At 57.4% G+C, this 14,305-nt stretch carries 14 protein-coding genes; all 14 read right to left on the reverse strand.

Annotated features, from left to right (window positions below; all coding sequences use genetic code 11):
- Nucleotides 1-13 precede the first annotated feature (13 nt).
- Entirely contained in the window at nt 14-847 is an 834-nt protein-coding gene (gene rplB / locus IEY11_RS10120) for a 50S ribosomal protein L2 (RefSeq protein ID WP_118478294.1), read from the reverse strand.
- 271 nt (nt 848-1,118) lie between these two features.
- Nucleotides 1,119-1,412: a 50S ribosomal protein L23 gene (gene rplW, locus IEY11_RS10125; protein ID WP_110435211.1), complete on the reverse strand. Its 294-nt coding sequence runs from the start codon at nt 1,410-1,412 to the stop codon at nt 1,119-1,121.
- A complete protein-coding gene (gene rplD / locus IEY11_RS10130) occupies nt 1,412-2,035 on the reverse strand; it encodes a 50S ribosomal protein L4 (protein ID WP_110435212.1) in 624 nt (207 codons plus the stop codon). Before rplD ends, rplW begins: the two co-directional genes overlap by 1 nt.
- 18 nt (nt 2,036-2,053) lie before the next feature.
- Nucleotides 2,054-2,749: a 50S ribosomal protein L3 gene (gene rplC, locus IEY11_RS10135; RefSeq protein WP_117491440.1), complete on the reverse strand. Its 696-nt coding sequence runs from the start codon at nt 2,747-2,749 to the stop codon at nt 2,054-2,056.
- 126 nt (nt 2,750-2,875) lie between these two features.
- Nucleotides 2,876-3,187 (reverse strand): 30S ribosomal protein S10, encoded by a 312-nt coding sequence (gene rpsJ / locus IEY11_RS10140; RefSeq protein WP_054326972.1) that lies wholly within the window; start codon nt 3,185-3,187, stop codon nt 2,876-2,878.
- Between the two features lie 502 nt (nt 3,188-3,689).
- Nucleotides 3,690-4,643 (reverse strand): zf-HC2 domain-containing protein, encoded by a 954-nt coding sequence (locus IEY11_RS10145; RefSeq protein WP_188886463.1) that lies wholly within the window; start codon nt 4,641-4,643, stop codon nt 3,690-3,692.
- Nucleotides 4,636-5,250: an RNA polymerase sigma factor gene (locus IEY11_RS10150; protein WP_188886464.1), complete on the reverse strand. Its 615-nt coding sequence runs from the start codon at nt 5,248-5,250 to the stop codon at nt 4,636-4,638. Before IEY11_RS10150 ends, IEY11_RS10145 begins: the two co-directional genes overlap by 8 nt.
- A gap of 32 nt (nt 5,251-5,282) precedes the next feature.
- On the reverse strand, nt 5,283-6,266 hold the full coding sequence (gene dusB, locus IEY11_RS10155; protein ID WP_188886465.1) for a tRNA dihydrouridine synthase DusB: 984 nt from the start codon (nt 6,264-6,266) through the stop codon (nt 5,283-5,285).
- 150 nt (nt 6,267-6,416) lie between these two features.
- A complete protein-coding gene (locus tag IEY11_RS10160; protein WP_181967777.1) occupies nt 6,417-6,926 on the reverse strand; it encodes a DedA family protein in 510 nt (169 codons plus the stop codon).
- A 117-nt stretch (nt 6,927-7,043) separates the two neighbouring features.
- Nucleotides 7,044-7,304 (reverse strand): hypothetical protein, encoded by a 261-nt coding sequence (locus IEY11_RS10165; RefSeq protein ID WP_118647868.1) that lies wholly within the window; start codon nt 7,302-7,304, stop codon nt 7,044-7,046.
- Between the two features lie 57 nt (nt 7,305-7,361).
- Nucleotides 7,362-9,716, reverse strand: coding sequence for a SpoIIE family protein phosphatase (locus IEY11_RS10170; protein ID WP_188886466.1), 2,355 nt, complete (start codon nt 9,714-9,716; stop codon nt 7,362-7,364).
- 274 nt (nt 9,717-9,990) lie between these two features.
- Entirely contained in the window at nt 9,991-11,916 is a 1,926-nt protein-coding gene (locus IEY11_RS10175; protein WP_407926651.1) for an ABC transporter ATP-binding protein, read from the reverse strand.
- Nucleotides 11,916-13,646 (reverse strand): ABC transporter ATP-binding protein, encoded by a 1,731-nt coding sequence (locus IEY11_RS10180; protein WP_119194943.1) that lies wholly within the window; start codon nt 13,644-13,646, stop codon nt 11,916-11,918. Before IEY11_RS10180 ends, IEY11_RS10175 begins: the two co-directional genes overlap by 1 nt.
- The gene (locus tag IEY11_RS10185; protein ID WP_188886467.1) at nt 13,646-14,152 is read right to left on the reverse strand and encodes a MarR family winged helix-turn-helix transcriptional regulator; all 507 of its coding nucleotides are present in this window, start codon (nt 14,150-14,152) and stop codon (nt 13,646-13,648) included. Before IEY11_RS10185 ends, IEY11_RS10180 begins: the two co-directional genes overlap by 1 nt.
- Nucleotides 14,153-14,305 lie beyond the last annotated feature (153 nt).

Genomic DNA, 14,305 nt, shown 5'->3' on the forward strand with positions numbered 1-14,305 from the left:
GATAACTCCTTTCTTACTTGCCGTTGCGACGACGAGCGATCTGCTTGTCGGTGCGGTGGTTCTTCTTGCGGGTCTTGTAACCCATAGCCGGCTTGCCCCACGGGGTAACCGGAGACGGACGACCGATCGGGCTCTTGCCTTCGCCGCCGCCGTGCGGGTGATCACACGGGTTCATTACAGAACCACGAACGGTCGGGCGGATACCCAGATGACGGGTACGGCCAGCCTTACCCAGCTGTACGTTAGAATGATCAGAGTTACCAACAACGCCGATGGTAGCCTTGCAGTCCAGACGGACGTAACGCAGCTCACCGGAGGGCAGACGAACCATTGCCTTGCCGCCTTCCTTAGCCATCAGCTGAGCGCCAACGCCTGCGGAACGAACCAGCTGTGCGCCCTTGCCCGGGTACAGCTCGATGTTGTGGATCATGGTACCAACCGGAATGTTCTCAACCGGCAGGCAGTTGCCGGGCTTGATGTCGGCATCCTTGGAAGAAACGACCTTGTCGCCGATCTTCAGGCCCTCGGGAGCGAGGATATATGCCTTCTCGCCGTCCTCGTACTGAATGAGAGCGATGTTAGCGGAACGGTTCGGATCATACTCCAGGGTCTTAACCTCGGCATAAACGTCGAGCTTCTGACGCTTGAAGTCAATGATACGGTACTTCTTCTTGTTGCCGCCGCCGATGTGGCGAACGGTGATGCGGCCGTAGCTGTTGCGGCCAGCGGTCTTCTTGACCTTTTCGAGAAGGCTCTTCTCGGGCTTCACCTTAGACAGACCCTTGTAGGAAAGCACAGTCATATTTCTGCGCGAGGGCGTCGTCGGGTTGAAAGTCTTGATAGCCATTTGGAATTTCAACTCCTTGATACGTTATTATCGGGGTGGCTTCCCCATACAATTACTTCGTTTGAAAACACGTTTTCAAACGAGAGAGGTTCCACCGCGCACAGCGCGGATGAAACCAAGGCTGCGAAAAGTTCCGACCAGCGAAACTTTTCTTCGCTCTTGTATAAAAACCGTGATACATGCTCCCGGTTTTTATGAATCTGCAAGCAGATTCTATTGAAAACCCGCTTCGCGGGAACACTCAGGCTCGCCTTAGCAGCCGAAGTGGTTTTTACATCATGTTCTCGAAGATCTCGATCTTCTTGGAGTCAGCGGTCAGGGTTACGATCGCCTTCTTGATGTCGGAACGCTTGCCAACGTGAACGCCCATGCGCTTCCACTTGCCCGGCAGCTTGATGGTGTTAACCTTGGCAACCTTAACGCCGAAGATCTCCTCTACAGCCTTCTTGATCTCTACCTTGCCGGCATCGATCGCTACTTCGAAGGTGTACTTGTTGTCCTGTGCGCCCATCATGGAACGCTCGGTGATGATCGGCTTCTTGATAATGTCGTATGCGTACTTCATTATGCGTATACCTCCTGCAGCTTCTCAACTGCTGCCTTATCGATGATGAACTTGTCAGCATTGAGGATGTCGTATACATTGAGGGTAGACGCGATCGTGGTGCGTACGCCCGGGATGTTTGCCGCAGACTTAACTACGTTGGTGCGAACTTCCGGAGTAACTACCAGGCTCTTGCCGGTTGCCTCAACTGCGTTCAGGAAACCAACGAAGGACTTGGTCTTGATCTCGCCCATATCCAGGCCATCGATTACGATGATCTCGCCTGCTGCTGCCTTTGCAGACAGAGCGGACAGCATAGCCAGACGCTTGGTCTTCTTGGTCAGGCTGTAGTTGTAGGAACGGGGCTTCGGGCCGAGGGCAATACCACCATGGGTCCACTGCGGAGAGCGGATAGAACCCTGACGAGCACGGCCGGTGCCCTTCTGACGCCACGGCTTGATGCCGCCGCCACGAACCTCGGCGCGGGTCAGCGTGGACTGAGTGCCCTGACGCTGGTTAGCCAGATAATTCTTTACTGCAGCGTGTACAACGGTCATGTTCGGCTCAATACCGAAAACAGCCGCGTTCAGCTCCATCTCGCCGGTCTTCTTACCGGTCATATCAAAAACTGCTACTGTAGGCATGATTTGCTCCTCCTTCCCTTACTTTCTTGCGGAAGCCTTCTGCGGGTTCTTGCTGATGCCAGCCTCGCCCTTGGCAACCTTGTTGTTCTTAACGGTGTTCTTCAGCACTACGATGCCGCCCTTCGGGCCCGGAACTGCGCCGCAAACGGCGATCAGGTTAAGCTCAGCGTCAACCTTTACAACGTCCAGGTTCTGAACAGTAACCTGCTCAGCGCCCATGTGACCCGGCATCATCTTGCCCTTCATGATCTTGGACGGATCAGAGCAAGCGCCCATAGAACCCGCATGGCGGTGTACAGGGCCGGTACCGTGGGTTTCCTTCAGGCGGGATGCGTTGAAGCGCTTGATTACGCCAGCGTAGCCCTTGCCCTTGGAAGTGCCGGTAACGTCAACATAATCGCCGGTAACGAACATGTCAGCCTTAACAACATCGCCGAGCTGGAACGGAGTGCAGTCCTCAAAACGGAACTCCTTCAGGTACTTCTTCAGGGAGTCGCCAGCCTTCTTCAGGTGACCCTTCTGGGGCTTGTTCAGGCGAGCTTCCTTAACATCCTCAAAACCGAACTGTACAGCATTGTAGCCGTCCTTCTCTTCGGTCTTGAGCTGAGTTACAACGCAAGGACCTGCTTCGATTACGGTGCAGGGGATAACCTTGCCGTCAGCATTGAAGATCTGGGTCATACCGACCTTCTTGCCGATGATTGCTTTGTTCAGCATTTGTTTTTCCTCCTTAAAGGTTATTGGTTGACGGCATTTGACCGCCAACATGACCTCGCCGCGCGTGTCGCGGCAGGGCTTCAAACCGCCGGTGGGTTAATCCGGTCAGCTTGTTGACTTAAATTAGAGCTTAACCTCGAACTCGACGCCAGCCGGCAGGTCGAGAGTGGTCAGAGCCTCGATGGTAGCCTGATTCGGGTTGATGATGTCGATCAGGCGCTTGTGGGTGCGGCGCTCGAACTGCTCACGAGAATCCTTGTACTTGTGAACAGCACGCAGGATGGTAACGATCTGCTTCTCGGTCGGCAGCGGGATCGGGCCGGAAACCTTAGCGCCGTTGCGCTTAGCGGTCTCGATGATCTTCTCTGCGGACTGGTCGATCAGCTCGTGATCATACGCCTTCAGGCGAATGCGAATCTTCTGTGCGTTTGCCATTGTGGATTTTCCTCCTCGTATGTGTGCCATACATTAAATAATGTTTTGACTCGCTACGGAGAGAAACTGCAACTCCGCCGTGCGTATCACGCAACGGGCATGAAAATAACCGGGCGCACTGACTCCGCAGCGCAACAATCCGGTCACGATAAGAAACGTAAGTGGTTCAAACCATCGGCTTGACGGCGCACGCGCCGCGAGTCCCGAATTTACGCATGAACATTGCGTTTTTGCTGAATATCTAAATCCAGCTGATAGCAGTTATCTCAACCGCCCGATTGTCGGACCTACTCCACCGAAGTTACCTGCTCATAGCAGCAATCTCCGGTATCATCGCGTTTTGACTTGCTCTCGCAAGTTCTTATACATAGTACAATACTTTCGGAGAAAAGTCAAGTGTTTGCACAAAATTTTCAGCGATTTTTTGTTGAAATCGGAATTTTTCGCGTTATGCACAAAAACAGACCCGAAAACCATCGTTTCAGGTCTGTTTTGCCCAATCTCAACCGGTAACAACCGCTAAGATCCACGAATCTGCATGGCTGTCGATCGTCAGATCGACCTTATCATAGGCAGTCACCGTGCAGCCTGCCTGTTCTACTGTCTGCAGCGTCTTTTCGAGCGTTTCCATACTGTTGTCCAGCCGGAACCACGAAACGCCGTTCTCCTGCGCGAGCAGCTCACCATCGATATCCGGCAGGCTGCTGCCGCCGGTGGCCACATAGCAGTACGCGGTGTGTGCGCCGTGCAGACTTTGCGGCAGCGTGAGCACCGGACCGGTCTGCACCTGTACCGACTTCTCAATAATCGGCTCAGGCGCTGCGATCGACTGATCGTTGTCTGCATACTGCTCAGCATCAACGCCCGCATCGCTCTGCGCATTCGCCGCAGAGTCCTCGCCGGTGTCATTCTGTCCGCTGTATGCGCTGCCGTTCGCACTCTGCGAAGCCGTGCCGCTCTGCTGCTCGCTTGCATTCGATGCTCCGCTGTCCGACGTATCGGTATTCCTCTGTACGGACTGCTCGATCTCATCCTGCATACCGCCGTTCATCGTGCAATCTCCTGCGTCCGCCGAAGCGGAATCCGCTGCCGTCGTGCTGCCGCTGCCTACCGTGCTGAACGCGGGCATCAGTCCGCCGCCGAGCACGACCAGTACGACAACCGCCGCAGCGGCCACCATCGTAAACGCCGGCAGACGGCGCATCGGCTTTTGCGGCGCAACCACCCGAACGGTTTCCTCCTGCCGCAGACGTTCCATAATGCTGTCATGCAGTCCGGCCGGCGGCTCGGTTTCGTCCACCGCCAGCATACTGTGCATCTGCTTCAGATCCTCTTTCAGCGCGGCGCACGATGGGCACTCTGCCAGATGCTCTTCCAGCTTTTGCTTTTCGGAATCGGTCAAGGTTCCGTCCACACTGTTCGAGCAAAGCTGTTCAAAATATTCCTCCTCATTCATGCTCCTCGCCTCCTTCCATATCTTTAGACGAAGGCAAATGAAAAAGGTTCCCTCGTTTGAGTAAAATTTTGCGTAAAGCGATGCGTGCGCGTGACAGCCGCGACTTTACCGTGCCTTCGCTGACCTCGAGTATCTCGGCGATCTCGGTGTAGCTCATGCCGGAAACGTCCCGCAGCAGGACGATTCTGCGGTGCTCGTCGCTCACCTCATCGAGCGCGGCGGCAAGCTCGCGTCCCAGCTCGCTGTTCTCCAGGTGCTCTTCGGGAGATGGAGCCGTATCCGGAAGCGGCATTTCGCGTTCCTCGTCATCCTCGCCCTGCACGAGCGGCTGCGTCGGCGGCTGGCTCTGCTTGTGCCGCGCGTAATCGACACACTGGTTCATCGTGATGCGGAACAGCCAGGTCGCAAAGCCGCTGTCCCCGCGGAAGTCCTTCATCGAACGCCATGCCCGAAGGAAAACCTCCTGCGTGATATCTGCGGCATCCTCCGGCGAGCCGGACGAGCGCAGCGCGATGGCATACACGCGCTTTTCATAGCGCGTCACCAACTCCTCAAAGGCGGAAAGCTCGCCGCGCCGCGCCTGCGCCACAATATGCTTGTCATCCACTGCGTCTCCCCTCCCTTTCTCTTACCTTATTATTATGCATTCTCCTTCACCGAAACGAAGGCTTTCAGTTCGTCTGCGATTTCATACAGGTCACTCAGCTTGGTGAGTGCGCAAATGCGGTTCTTGAACGTTTTGACACCGCTTTCCCGCTTGAGATAGCAGTTAACGTGTCGGCGTGCCTCGAGCATGGCGATATGCTCGCCCTTCTGCTCGGCGGCAAGCTCAATCTGCCGCACGGCCGTATCAATGCGCTCCGCGAACGGCGGCAGCGCCGGACAGATGCCGGTCTCGAGCAGTGCATTTGCCCGCTCGAACAGCCACGGATCACCGAGCGAACCGCGCCCGATCATCACGCCGTCCGCGCCGGTGTGCGCGAGAATGCGGACCGCGTCCTCGGGCTCGGCCACATCTCCGTTGGCGAACACCGGAATGCAAACCGCCTGCTTGACTTCACGAATCACATCCCAGTCGGCGGTGCCGCTGTACTGCTGCGAGCGCGTGCGTCCGTGCAGCGTGATCGCTGCCGCGCCGGACTGCTCAGCCATTCTGGCAAATTCCACACAGTTGACGCTCTTTTCATCCCAGCCCTTGCGGAACTTGACCGTTACCGGCACATCGACCGCGTTTACGACCGCTGCGATCACCTTGGATGCCAGCTCCGGCTCCTTCATCAGTGCGGAGCCGTCACCGTTGTTTACAATCTTCGGCGCCGGGCAGCCCATGTTGATGTCGATGATATCACAGCCGGATTTCTCCAGCGCCAGTTTCGCGCCTTCGGCCATCGTGTCCGGCTCGTGCCCGAAGATCTGGGCAGCCGCCGGATGCTCGTCCGCCCCCAGTTCAAGCAGACGCGGCGTTTTCTTATCCTGATAGCACAGCGCCTTTGCGGAGACCATTTCGGTCACGGTCAGCGCCGCGCCGTGCTCCCGGCAGATATGGCGGAATGCAAGATCGGTCACGCCTGCCATCGGTGCAAGCGCCAGTTTTCCGTTGATTGTTACGTTGCCGATCTGCATATCGTTCCTCCGTCTTATACATTATATAACGGTGTATATTTTACCATAACACGACTGCAAATGCAACTTACAGAATGGATTCACCCATTTTCCGACCAAAAAACGCAAAAACAGGGTAAATCCGAGGATTTACCCTGTCGATATATTCGGTTACATGACCATGCTGAGGATCTTCTCGCTGAAGAAATAGCCGAACGAGATCAGTGCGGTATTCCACACGGCAATGCCTGCCGCGGACCAGCCGATGAACCACTTGACCGGCATCCGGAGCAGTCCGGCCGGAATGGAAACAATGGTGCGGATACACGGGATCACGCGGATGATCGCCAGTCCGCGCCCATGCTGTGCGTCGATAAATTCGTGGCATTTACGCACGAGCGACTTAAATTTCTTGCTCCTGCCGAACAGCTTCTCCATCACCGGTTCGCCGCCCCAGTAGCACACGGCGTAGATGACCAGACTGCCGAGCACACCGGCGATCACGCTCAGAAAAACCGTCAGCGGCAGCGACAGCTCGCTCCGGGCAATCAGCACACCGACGCACGGCATGATAACGCCTGCCGGAAATCCGGGCAGGTTCATATATTCGCAGAAAACCACGGCACAGACCAGGATCAGTCCGTACTGGTTGAACAGCTGAAAAAAGGTTTCGGCCGTCATAATAGCCGCCTCCGTTTGATCTATAGTAGGCGAAAACCGAAATCTTCGTCTGTATACTATAGTATACCAACCAAAACCGGAGGGTACAAGAGAACGGCCGCTCATTTTATAATCTGTTTACAAAACGAGCGCCGTCAGCGCCCATATAGTGCCGATGAGCAGTGCGCCTGTGCAGAATCCGGCCAGCAGAGAAAGACCGTCCGCCTTTCTTCTCGACCGCCGTCTGCGCGGCAGATAGCTGTTTGCGATGCGGCAGGCCTCGCGCACCATGTCGCCGCGCGGCGCATTGTAGTCCCGCACAAGGAAAATAGCCTGCTCGAACAATGCCGGCTGCTCCGGCTTGACGACAATGACGCGGCGGCTGACGCCTCGTACCATACAGATTCCTCCTCTCTTTGTTCCATCATTCCCCTCTTTCGTGAATTTATACCAGTCTCATTCCAGCTTTTCGATTTTCATGACCATTACCGTTCGGTCGTCATCATGTCCGCGGCCTTTCGCCTCGTTCACAAGCTGTGCCGCGATCTCCTTTGGGCTGTCGCCGGCATGCGCGATGAGCAGCTGCCGCACCCATTTATCGTCCGTGCCGTCGGTCACGCCGTCCGAGAGCAGAACCACAATGTCGCCGTCGTTCATCTGCAGCGGCACGGCGTCGCCAAGCTCGTCCTCCTCCGCCAGACCGATGGGCAGCGCCGTGCCCGGCAGGATAGTCCATCGACCGTTCAGCCGCATGTAGGTCGGTGCGGCGCCGCACTTGAGGTTTTCCGCGCGTCCGCTGAACAGGTCGAGCGTGAATGCGTCCAGTGTGGTGAAGCGCATGCCGTCTGACCGCAGGCGCAGCGCCGGAGAGACCGCGTGCAGCGCGTCTCCAACCGAAATGCCTGCACGCAGGAACCGCTCGAGCGAGGTGATGAGCATGCGGCTGTCCCGCGACGCGGCGGCACCCGAGCCCATGCCGTCCGACAGGAGCAGGCATGCCGTTCCGGTGTCGGTGAGAAAGTAGCACGCGTTGTCGCCCGAGACCGACGCACCCTCCTTCTGCTGACGGCCGATGCCGACCACCGCACGGTACGGCGCCCGCTCGTGCATCTCAACGTGGATGCCCTGGCTGCCCTTTTTCTTCTCCGGAGCGGTCAGCGTCACGCCCAGCAGCGCGGATAGACCGGCTGAAAAGCCGTCCCCCTGCTTCATGATGTCGTCAATGCCCTCGCCGTATAACTCAACGGTCAGCCTGCCCTGCGAATCCCGCACCGCGCACACCCGGTCGATCCATCCGAACGCTGCCGCGTACCGGCGCACCTGCCGTTCCATCAGCGGCTGCGCCGTTTCATCCTGCGTGACCTCCGCGCCAAGCTGCCGAAGAATGTCCGTAATGCCTGCGTATTGCCTGGCAAGCAGGCTCTGGTTTTCCTCCTGCTGCCGCCGAAGGCTTTCGCGCTCGCGCAGCGCAAACAGCGCACTGTTGATGGCGCGCATCAGCTCGGGCAGGCGCGCACACCGTGCCGCAAAATGATAGGGAAAATCGCTCATTTCCGCTCGTCCGCGCTGCAGCATCGGCTGGGTCACATCATTGAGAGCCGCCAGCGTGCTCACATAGTCCCGCTGCCAGCACTGCGTACACAGCATGCAGTTTTTGCAGACATGGTCGCTCGCGTAGTCGAATACCGACCGAATGTTCCGGTCTCCGGCGGCTTTGCCCTCGCTGACGCCGTGCAGCATAGCAAGGTACAGCTCGTAGAACGCCTGCGCCGCCTCGGTCGCACAGGTACCCGCCAGCCGCCGCACGCGCTGACTGGCGGCTTCGCCCATCAGAGTATCCGGCAGCAGGCTGCGCCGGATAGCCTCCCACACGAAGGGCGGCAGCGCCGCAAACATGAGGACCGCGCAGAACAGCTCTGTGAGCAGCGGAATAAACAGCGGATGCTCCACGCCGAGCATAGCCGCGCACAGCCCGCCGCCGAGCGCACAGACCGAAAACCAGCCGCGGCCGCTGTCGTGAAACAGTCCGGCAACGAGCGCACACAGACCGTAGCAGCAGGTGAACAAGGCTCCGTAGCCGATGTTGAGATCCATTGCCGCGCCGAACGCGACACCGGCTGCCGCGCCCGCCGCCGGTCCGCCGAGATACGCCGCCGCCAGCACAAGCAGCAGCGCGCCCGCTCTCGCGGGAGCGAACACGCCGAACAGATTGATACCCGAAAGCGATAAAAGCACGGTTGCGGTCAGCACCAAAAGCGTTACCGGTCTGCGCCAGTCGTTTTCGTCGCGCGGCGGTGCGAAGGCCGCGCCGTACATCCAGCACACGCCGAACGTGATGCCCTGCACGAGCAGGAATGTCAGCACCGCCGGTGCGGTCAGCTCTGCACCGAGCGGCAGGAACACGAATGTACACGCCGCGCTTGCAAACGTCGCCACACAGGGCGCAAACCACCGCTCGGACATCACCCGCAGACCGGCGCACACGCTCATCACGCACAGCACCAGCAGCGCTGCCGCGGCGTAAATGCCGCCGTGGAATCCATCGCCGCGCAGCATAACGCCGCACACCAGACCGCCGAGCGCGGAAAGTCCCGCTCCCCGAGCCATCAAGGCCGCCGCCATCGCCAGTCCGAACGGCATGTACCCGCCGAGGATGGTTCCCTGTGCCAGCACCGCACACAGCACGAATCGCTGTGCACCTGTGATGAGCGTCCGCAGATGCTCCTGTTTCCATAATCCGGCAGCCCATGCTGCCGCATGCCCGATCCGCACCGGTATCGACGCGGACCGTCTTGCCCTTTGTTTATCCATTTCGTTACGCCTCCCTTGCTGTTTTCCCAGTATATCCCAACGTGGGCGTGCCGCTTGGCGGGAAATAACAGCGGAAATTGCGTTTTGAAAAAAATTAAGCGCATATTCCAACTTTCGAGCGCGTAAAACGACGGCAAAGTGCGGCAAGCGGCTCTTTTGCCGCAGAAGCCCGACCGATAGACCGCCGCCGGCGGTTTTTCTGTTTCTGCGCACAAAAAAGAACCCGAAATCTTCGTTTCGGGTTCTGATTCTGCAGGTTTCGAGCAGAAAGCACTTATTCTAATTCAAACGCGCCGGTATAGAGCTGATAATATTTGCCGTGTTCTGCGATCAGCTGCTCATGGTTGCCGCGCTCGATGATATGACCGAGCTGCAGCACCATAATAACATCTGCGTTTTGAATCGTGGACAGGCGGTGCGCGATAACGAACACCGTACGTCCGTACATGAGGCCGTCCATGCCGGCCTGCACGATGGACTCCGTGCGGGTATCAATCGAGCTAGTCGCCTCATCGAGGATCATAACCGGCGGATCGGCAACCGCCGCACGCGCGATGGAAAGCAGCTGGCACTGACCCTGCGACAGACTGCCGCCGTCGCCGTCGATGACGGTATCGTAGCCGTCCGGCAGTCGGCGAATGAAGTCGTCTGCGTTAGCAAGCTGCGCCGCTGCCTCGACCTCCTCATCGGTCGCGTCAAGGCGGCCGTAGCGGATATTATCGCGGATGGTGCCGGTAAACAGGTTGGTATCCTGCAGAACAATACCGAGCGAGCGGCGAAGATCGGCTTTTTTGATCTTATTGATATTGATGCCGTCGTAGCGGATCTTGCCGTCCGCAAGGTCGTAGAAACGGTTGATCAGATTGGTGATGGTCGTCTTGCCCGCACCGGTCGCGCCGACGAACGCGACCTTCTGACCGGGTTCGGCGTACAGTGTGATGTCGTGCAGGACGATCTTATCCGGATTATAACCGAAATCCACATCGAAGAAGCGGACATCGCCGCGGACCTGCGTGTAGGTGGTGGTGCCGTCCTCGTGCGGGTGCTTCCACGCCCAGATGTTGGTCTTTTCCGGGGTTTCAACGAGTTCGCCGTTCTTATCGTACTTGGCGTTAACGAGAGTAACGTAGCCGTTGTCTACCTCAGGCTCCTCGTCCATCAGCTCAAAGATACGCTCGGCACCGGCAAGTGCCATAACGATGGAATTGAACTGCTGCGAAATCTGCGTTACCGGCTGGGTGAACGACTTGGTCAGCTGCAGGAAGGACGCGATAACGCCGATGGTGATGCTGTTTCCGACCACGCCGGACAGCGCCAGCGCACCGCCGACAACCGCCACCAGAACGTACAGCAGGTTGCCGATGTTCATCATGATCGGCATGAGGATGTTTGCGAAGGTATTCGCGCTCGCAGCATTCTCGCGCAGCACATCGTTGAGCGTATCGAACTGCTCCTTGCACTTTTCCTCGTGGCAGAACACCTTGATGACCTTCTGACCGTTGATCATCTCCTCGATATAGCCGTTGACCCTGCCGAGCGACTTCTGCTGCTCGAGGAAGTACTTCGCGGACTGACCGCCCAGCTTCTTTACCACCTTGAGCATGACGCACACGCCGAGCAGTACGAACAGCGTCAGCCATACATTCGTCACCAGCATGCCGATGAACACCGAGATAATGGTCATCGCCGAGGAAAACATCTGCGGCACGGACTGGCTGAGCATCTGCTGCAGCGTATCGGTATCGTTGGTGAAATGGCTCATCAGATCGCCGTGGGTATGCGTATCGAAGTAGCGAATCGGCAGCTTCTGCATGTGCGCGAACATCTCGTCACGCACCTTTTTGAGCACGCCCTGCGAAATGCTGACCATCAGCCAGTTGTAGATGAACGTAGTCGCAATGCCGATGAGATAGATTACCGCCATGCTCATCAGCGCATGCAGCAGACCGGTAAACACCGGAGATGCCTGCAGCAGCAGCGGAGAAATATAGTCGTCGATCAGGCTTTTGAGGAACATGGAGCCTGCCACGTTTGCCACAGCCGACAGAAGAATGCAGATCAGTACGACCACAAACTGTACGCCGTAGCCCTTCTGAATATATTTCATAAGACGTCCGAGCGTCTTTTTCGGATTTTTGCTGCGCTTGCCGCCCATCATGCCTCTGCGGCCGCCGGGTCCGCGCATCTGAGGTCTTGCCATTATTCCTCACCGCCCTTTCTGTTCTGCTGGTTGTAGATTTCCTGATAGATCGTGTTGGCGGCGAGCAGCTCATCATGCGTGCCGACAGCCTGCACGGTGCCGCCGTCGAGAATGACGATCTGATCCGCATCCTGCACAGAGGAAACACGCTGTGCAATGATAATCTTGGTCGTGTCCGGGATTTCCTCCGCGAATGCCTTGCGGATGAGCGCATCCGTTTTGGTATCGACCGCACTGGTCGAGTCATCAAGAATGAGGATCTTCGGCTTTTTCAGCAGCGCACGCGCAATGCACAGGCGCTGCTTCTGACCGCCGGAAACATTCGAGCCGCCCTGCTCAATGTGGGTGTCGTACTTATCCGGCATCTGCTGGATGAATTCATCCGCCTGTGCCAGACGGCATACGCGCTCGAGCTCCTCGTCCGAGGCATTTTCGTCACCCCAGCGAAGGTTTTCCTTGATCGTGCCGGAGAACAGCACGTTCTTCTGGAGCACCATGGCAACCTGATCGCGCAGCGCCTCGATATCGTAATCGCGGACATCCACGCCGCCGACCTTGACCGTGCCGTGCGTGGTATCGTACAGGCGCGGAATCAGCTGCACGAGCGTAGACTTCGCGGAACCGGTGCCGCCGAGAATGCCGACGGTCTGACCGGCCTTGATATGCAGGTTGACGTTTTTGAGCGCCAGCTTGCGCTCATCGCCCTTGTAGCTGAAGGAAACGTCATCGAACTCGATCGCGCCGTCCTTGACCTCGTGAATCGGGTTCGCGGGATTGTGCAGGTCGGGCTGCTCATCGAGGATTTCGGCAACACGCTCTGCGCTCGCCTTGGCCATGGTGATCATAACGAAAACCATCGCTACCATCATCAGGCTCATCAGGATCTGCATCGCGTAGGAGAACATGCTGGTCAGCTCGCCGGTGGTCATCGAGCCGCCGACGATCAGACGCGCGCCGAACCACGAAATCAGCAGCATGCACGCGTACATGCAGAACTGCATCAGCGGCATAACGCCTGCCATGGTCTTCTGCGCCTTGGAGAACGTGCGGTACAGCATACCGGAAACGCCCTCAAACTTTTCGGTCTCGTGATCCTCACGAACATAGGTCTTAACAACGCGGATACCGCGCACATTTTCCTGTACGACCGTGTTCATGCGGTCGTAGATTTTGAATGCGCGCTCAAAGACCGGGCCGACGACCTTCATCAGGATGCCCATACCGATCGCCAGAATCGGCAGCACCGCGAGGAATACGAGCGCCATCCTGCTGTTGATCTTCATCGCCATGAACAGCGCAAAGACCAGCATGACCGGACAGCGCACCGCAATGCGGGTGCACATCTGAAAGGCGTTCTGTACGTTGGTAACATCGGTGGTCAGACGGGTGACGATTGAACCGGTGGAGAATTTATCAATGTTGGAAAACGAGAAATTCTGCACATTGTAGTACATATCGTGACGCAGATTGCGGGCAAAGCCGGTTGAGGCTCTCGCCGCAAAGGTGCCGGCCGCCGCGCCGAACACCAGCGCGAGCATGGCGCACAGCACAAGGATGATGCCGTATTTCCAAATGGCGGCCATATCCTGCCCGTCAATGCCCTTGTCGATCAGCAGCGCCATAACCAGCGGAATGATGACCTCCATCACGACCTCAAGCACAACGAAAAACGGCGTGAGCAGTGCGTCCTTTTTGAACTCACGCACACTTTTCAGCAGTCGTTTTATCATTATTTCTGTCCCTCCCTGCACATATTGCATTGGTACTGCTCCAGATTGGAGCGGATTTTTTCACAGACCGCAAACCAGCCCTTCAGCTCGTCCTCGGTGATGCCCTGCCGCAGAAGCTGTTCCATCTGCTGCATGCGCTCAGTAATGTATTCATCCATTGCACGCGCCTGCTCGGTCAGCACCAGACGCTTCAGGCGGCCGTCATGCTCCACCGGCTCACGGCGGATAATACCGTGCTGCTCCATCAGCTGCAGTATGCCCGTTGCGGTCGAGCGGCGCATCTGGAACGCGTTTTCCAGATCCTTCTGGAATATATCGCCCTGCTTTTCGTGTATGATCAGGTGATGGACGATCATCGCCTGCATGCCGGTCACATTCGCTGCATTCGCAGTCTTTTCGGTCATACACGCCATCTGCCGCCGAAGCAGATTATGCAGCATGCCGATTTCTGCACCGATGCGGTCGTCCGAGTGACCGCAGCATTCATTATGGTCACAGCAATTCATTGTTAGCCTCCTTACTGTTAGCTTGCTAACATATTATACACCGTCACTCGGCAATGTCAACGGGTTTCACGAAATGTTCACATTTCGGGGAGTGGTCGCTTACGAAGCGAGAGGAATCTCACCTGCCCGGCGGGGGGCGCCGTACCCACGGCG

It is taken from the genome of Butyricicoccus faecihominis, assembly GCF_014648015.1.
GTDB lineage: Bacteria > Bacillota > Clostridia > Oscillospirales > Butyricicoccaceae > Agathobaculum > Agathobaculum butyriciproducens.

What these genes read in the sequence shown, in the direction of transcription:
- dusB (WP_188886465.1), bottom strand. Translation starts at nt 6,266, where the DNA reads ATGCAGATCGGCAACGTAACAATCAACGGAAAACTGGCGCTTGCACCG.
- IEY11_RS10160 (WP_181967777.1), bottom strand. Translation starts at nt 6,926, where the DNA reads ATGACGGCCGAAACCTTTTTTCAGCTGTTCAACCAGTACGGACTGATC.
- IEY11_RS10165 (WP_118647868.1), bottom strand. Translation starts at nt 7,304, where the DNA reads ATGGTACGAGGCGTCAGCCGCCGCGTCATTGTCGTCAAGCCGGAGCAG.
- rplB (WP_118478294.1), bottom strand. Translation starts at nt 847, where the DNA reads ATGGCTATCAAGACTTTCAACCCGACGACGCCCTCGCGCAGAAATATG.
- IEY11_RS10170 (WP_188886466.1), bottom strand. Translation starts at nt 9,716, where the DNA reads ATGGATAAACAAAGGGCAAGACGGTCCGCGTCGATACCGGTGCGGATC.
- rplW (WP_110435211.1), bottom strand. Translation starts at nt 1,412, where the DNA reads ATGAAGTACGCATACGACATTATCAAGAAGCCGATCATCACCGAGCGT.
- IEY11_RS10175 (WP_407926651.1), bottom strand. Translation starts at nt 11,916, where the DNA reads ATGGCAAGACCTCAGATGCGCGGACCCGGCGGCCGCAGAGGCATGATG.
- IEY11_RS10185 (WP_188886467.1), bottom strand. Translation starts at nt 14,152, where the DNA reads ATGAATTGCTGTGACCATAATGAATGCTGCGGTCACTCGGACGACCGC.
- rplD (WP_110435212.1), bottom strand. Translation starts at nt 2,035, where the DNA reads ATGCCTACAGTAGCAGTTTTTGATATGACCGGTAAGAAGACCGGCGAG.
- rpsJ (WP_054326972.1), bottom strand. Translation starts at nt 3,187, where the DNA reads ATGGCAAACGCACAGAAGATTCGCATTCGCCTGAAGGCGTATGATCAC.
- IEY11_RS10145 (WP_188886463.1), bottom strand. Translation starts at nt 4,643, where the DNA reads ATGAATGAGGAGGAATATTTTGAACAGCTTTGCTCGAACAGTGTGGAC.
- IEY11_RS10180 (WP_119194943.1), bottom strand. Translation starts at nt 13,646, where the DNA reads ATGATAAAACGACTGCTGAAAAGTGTGCGTGAGTTCAAAAAGGACGCA.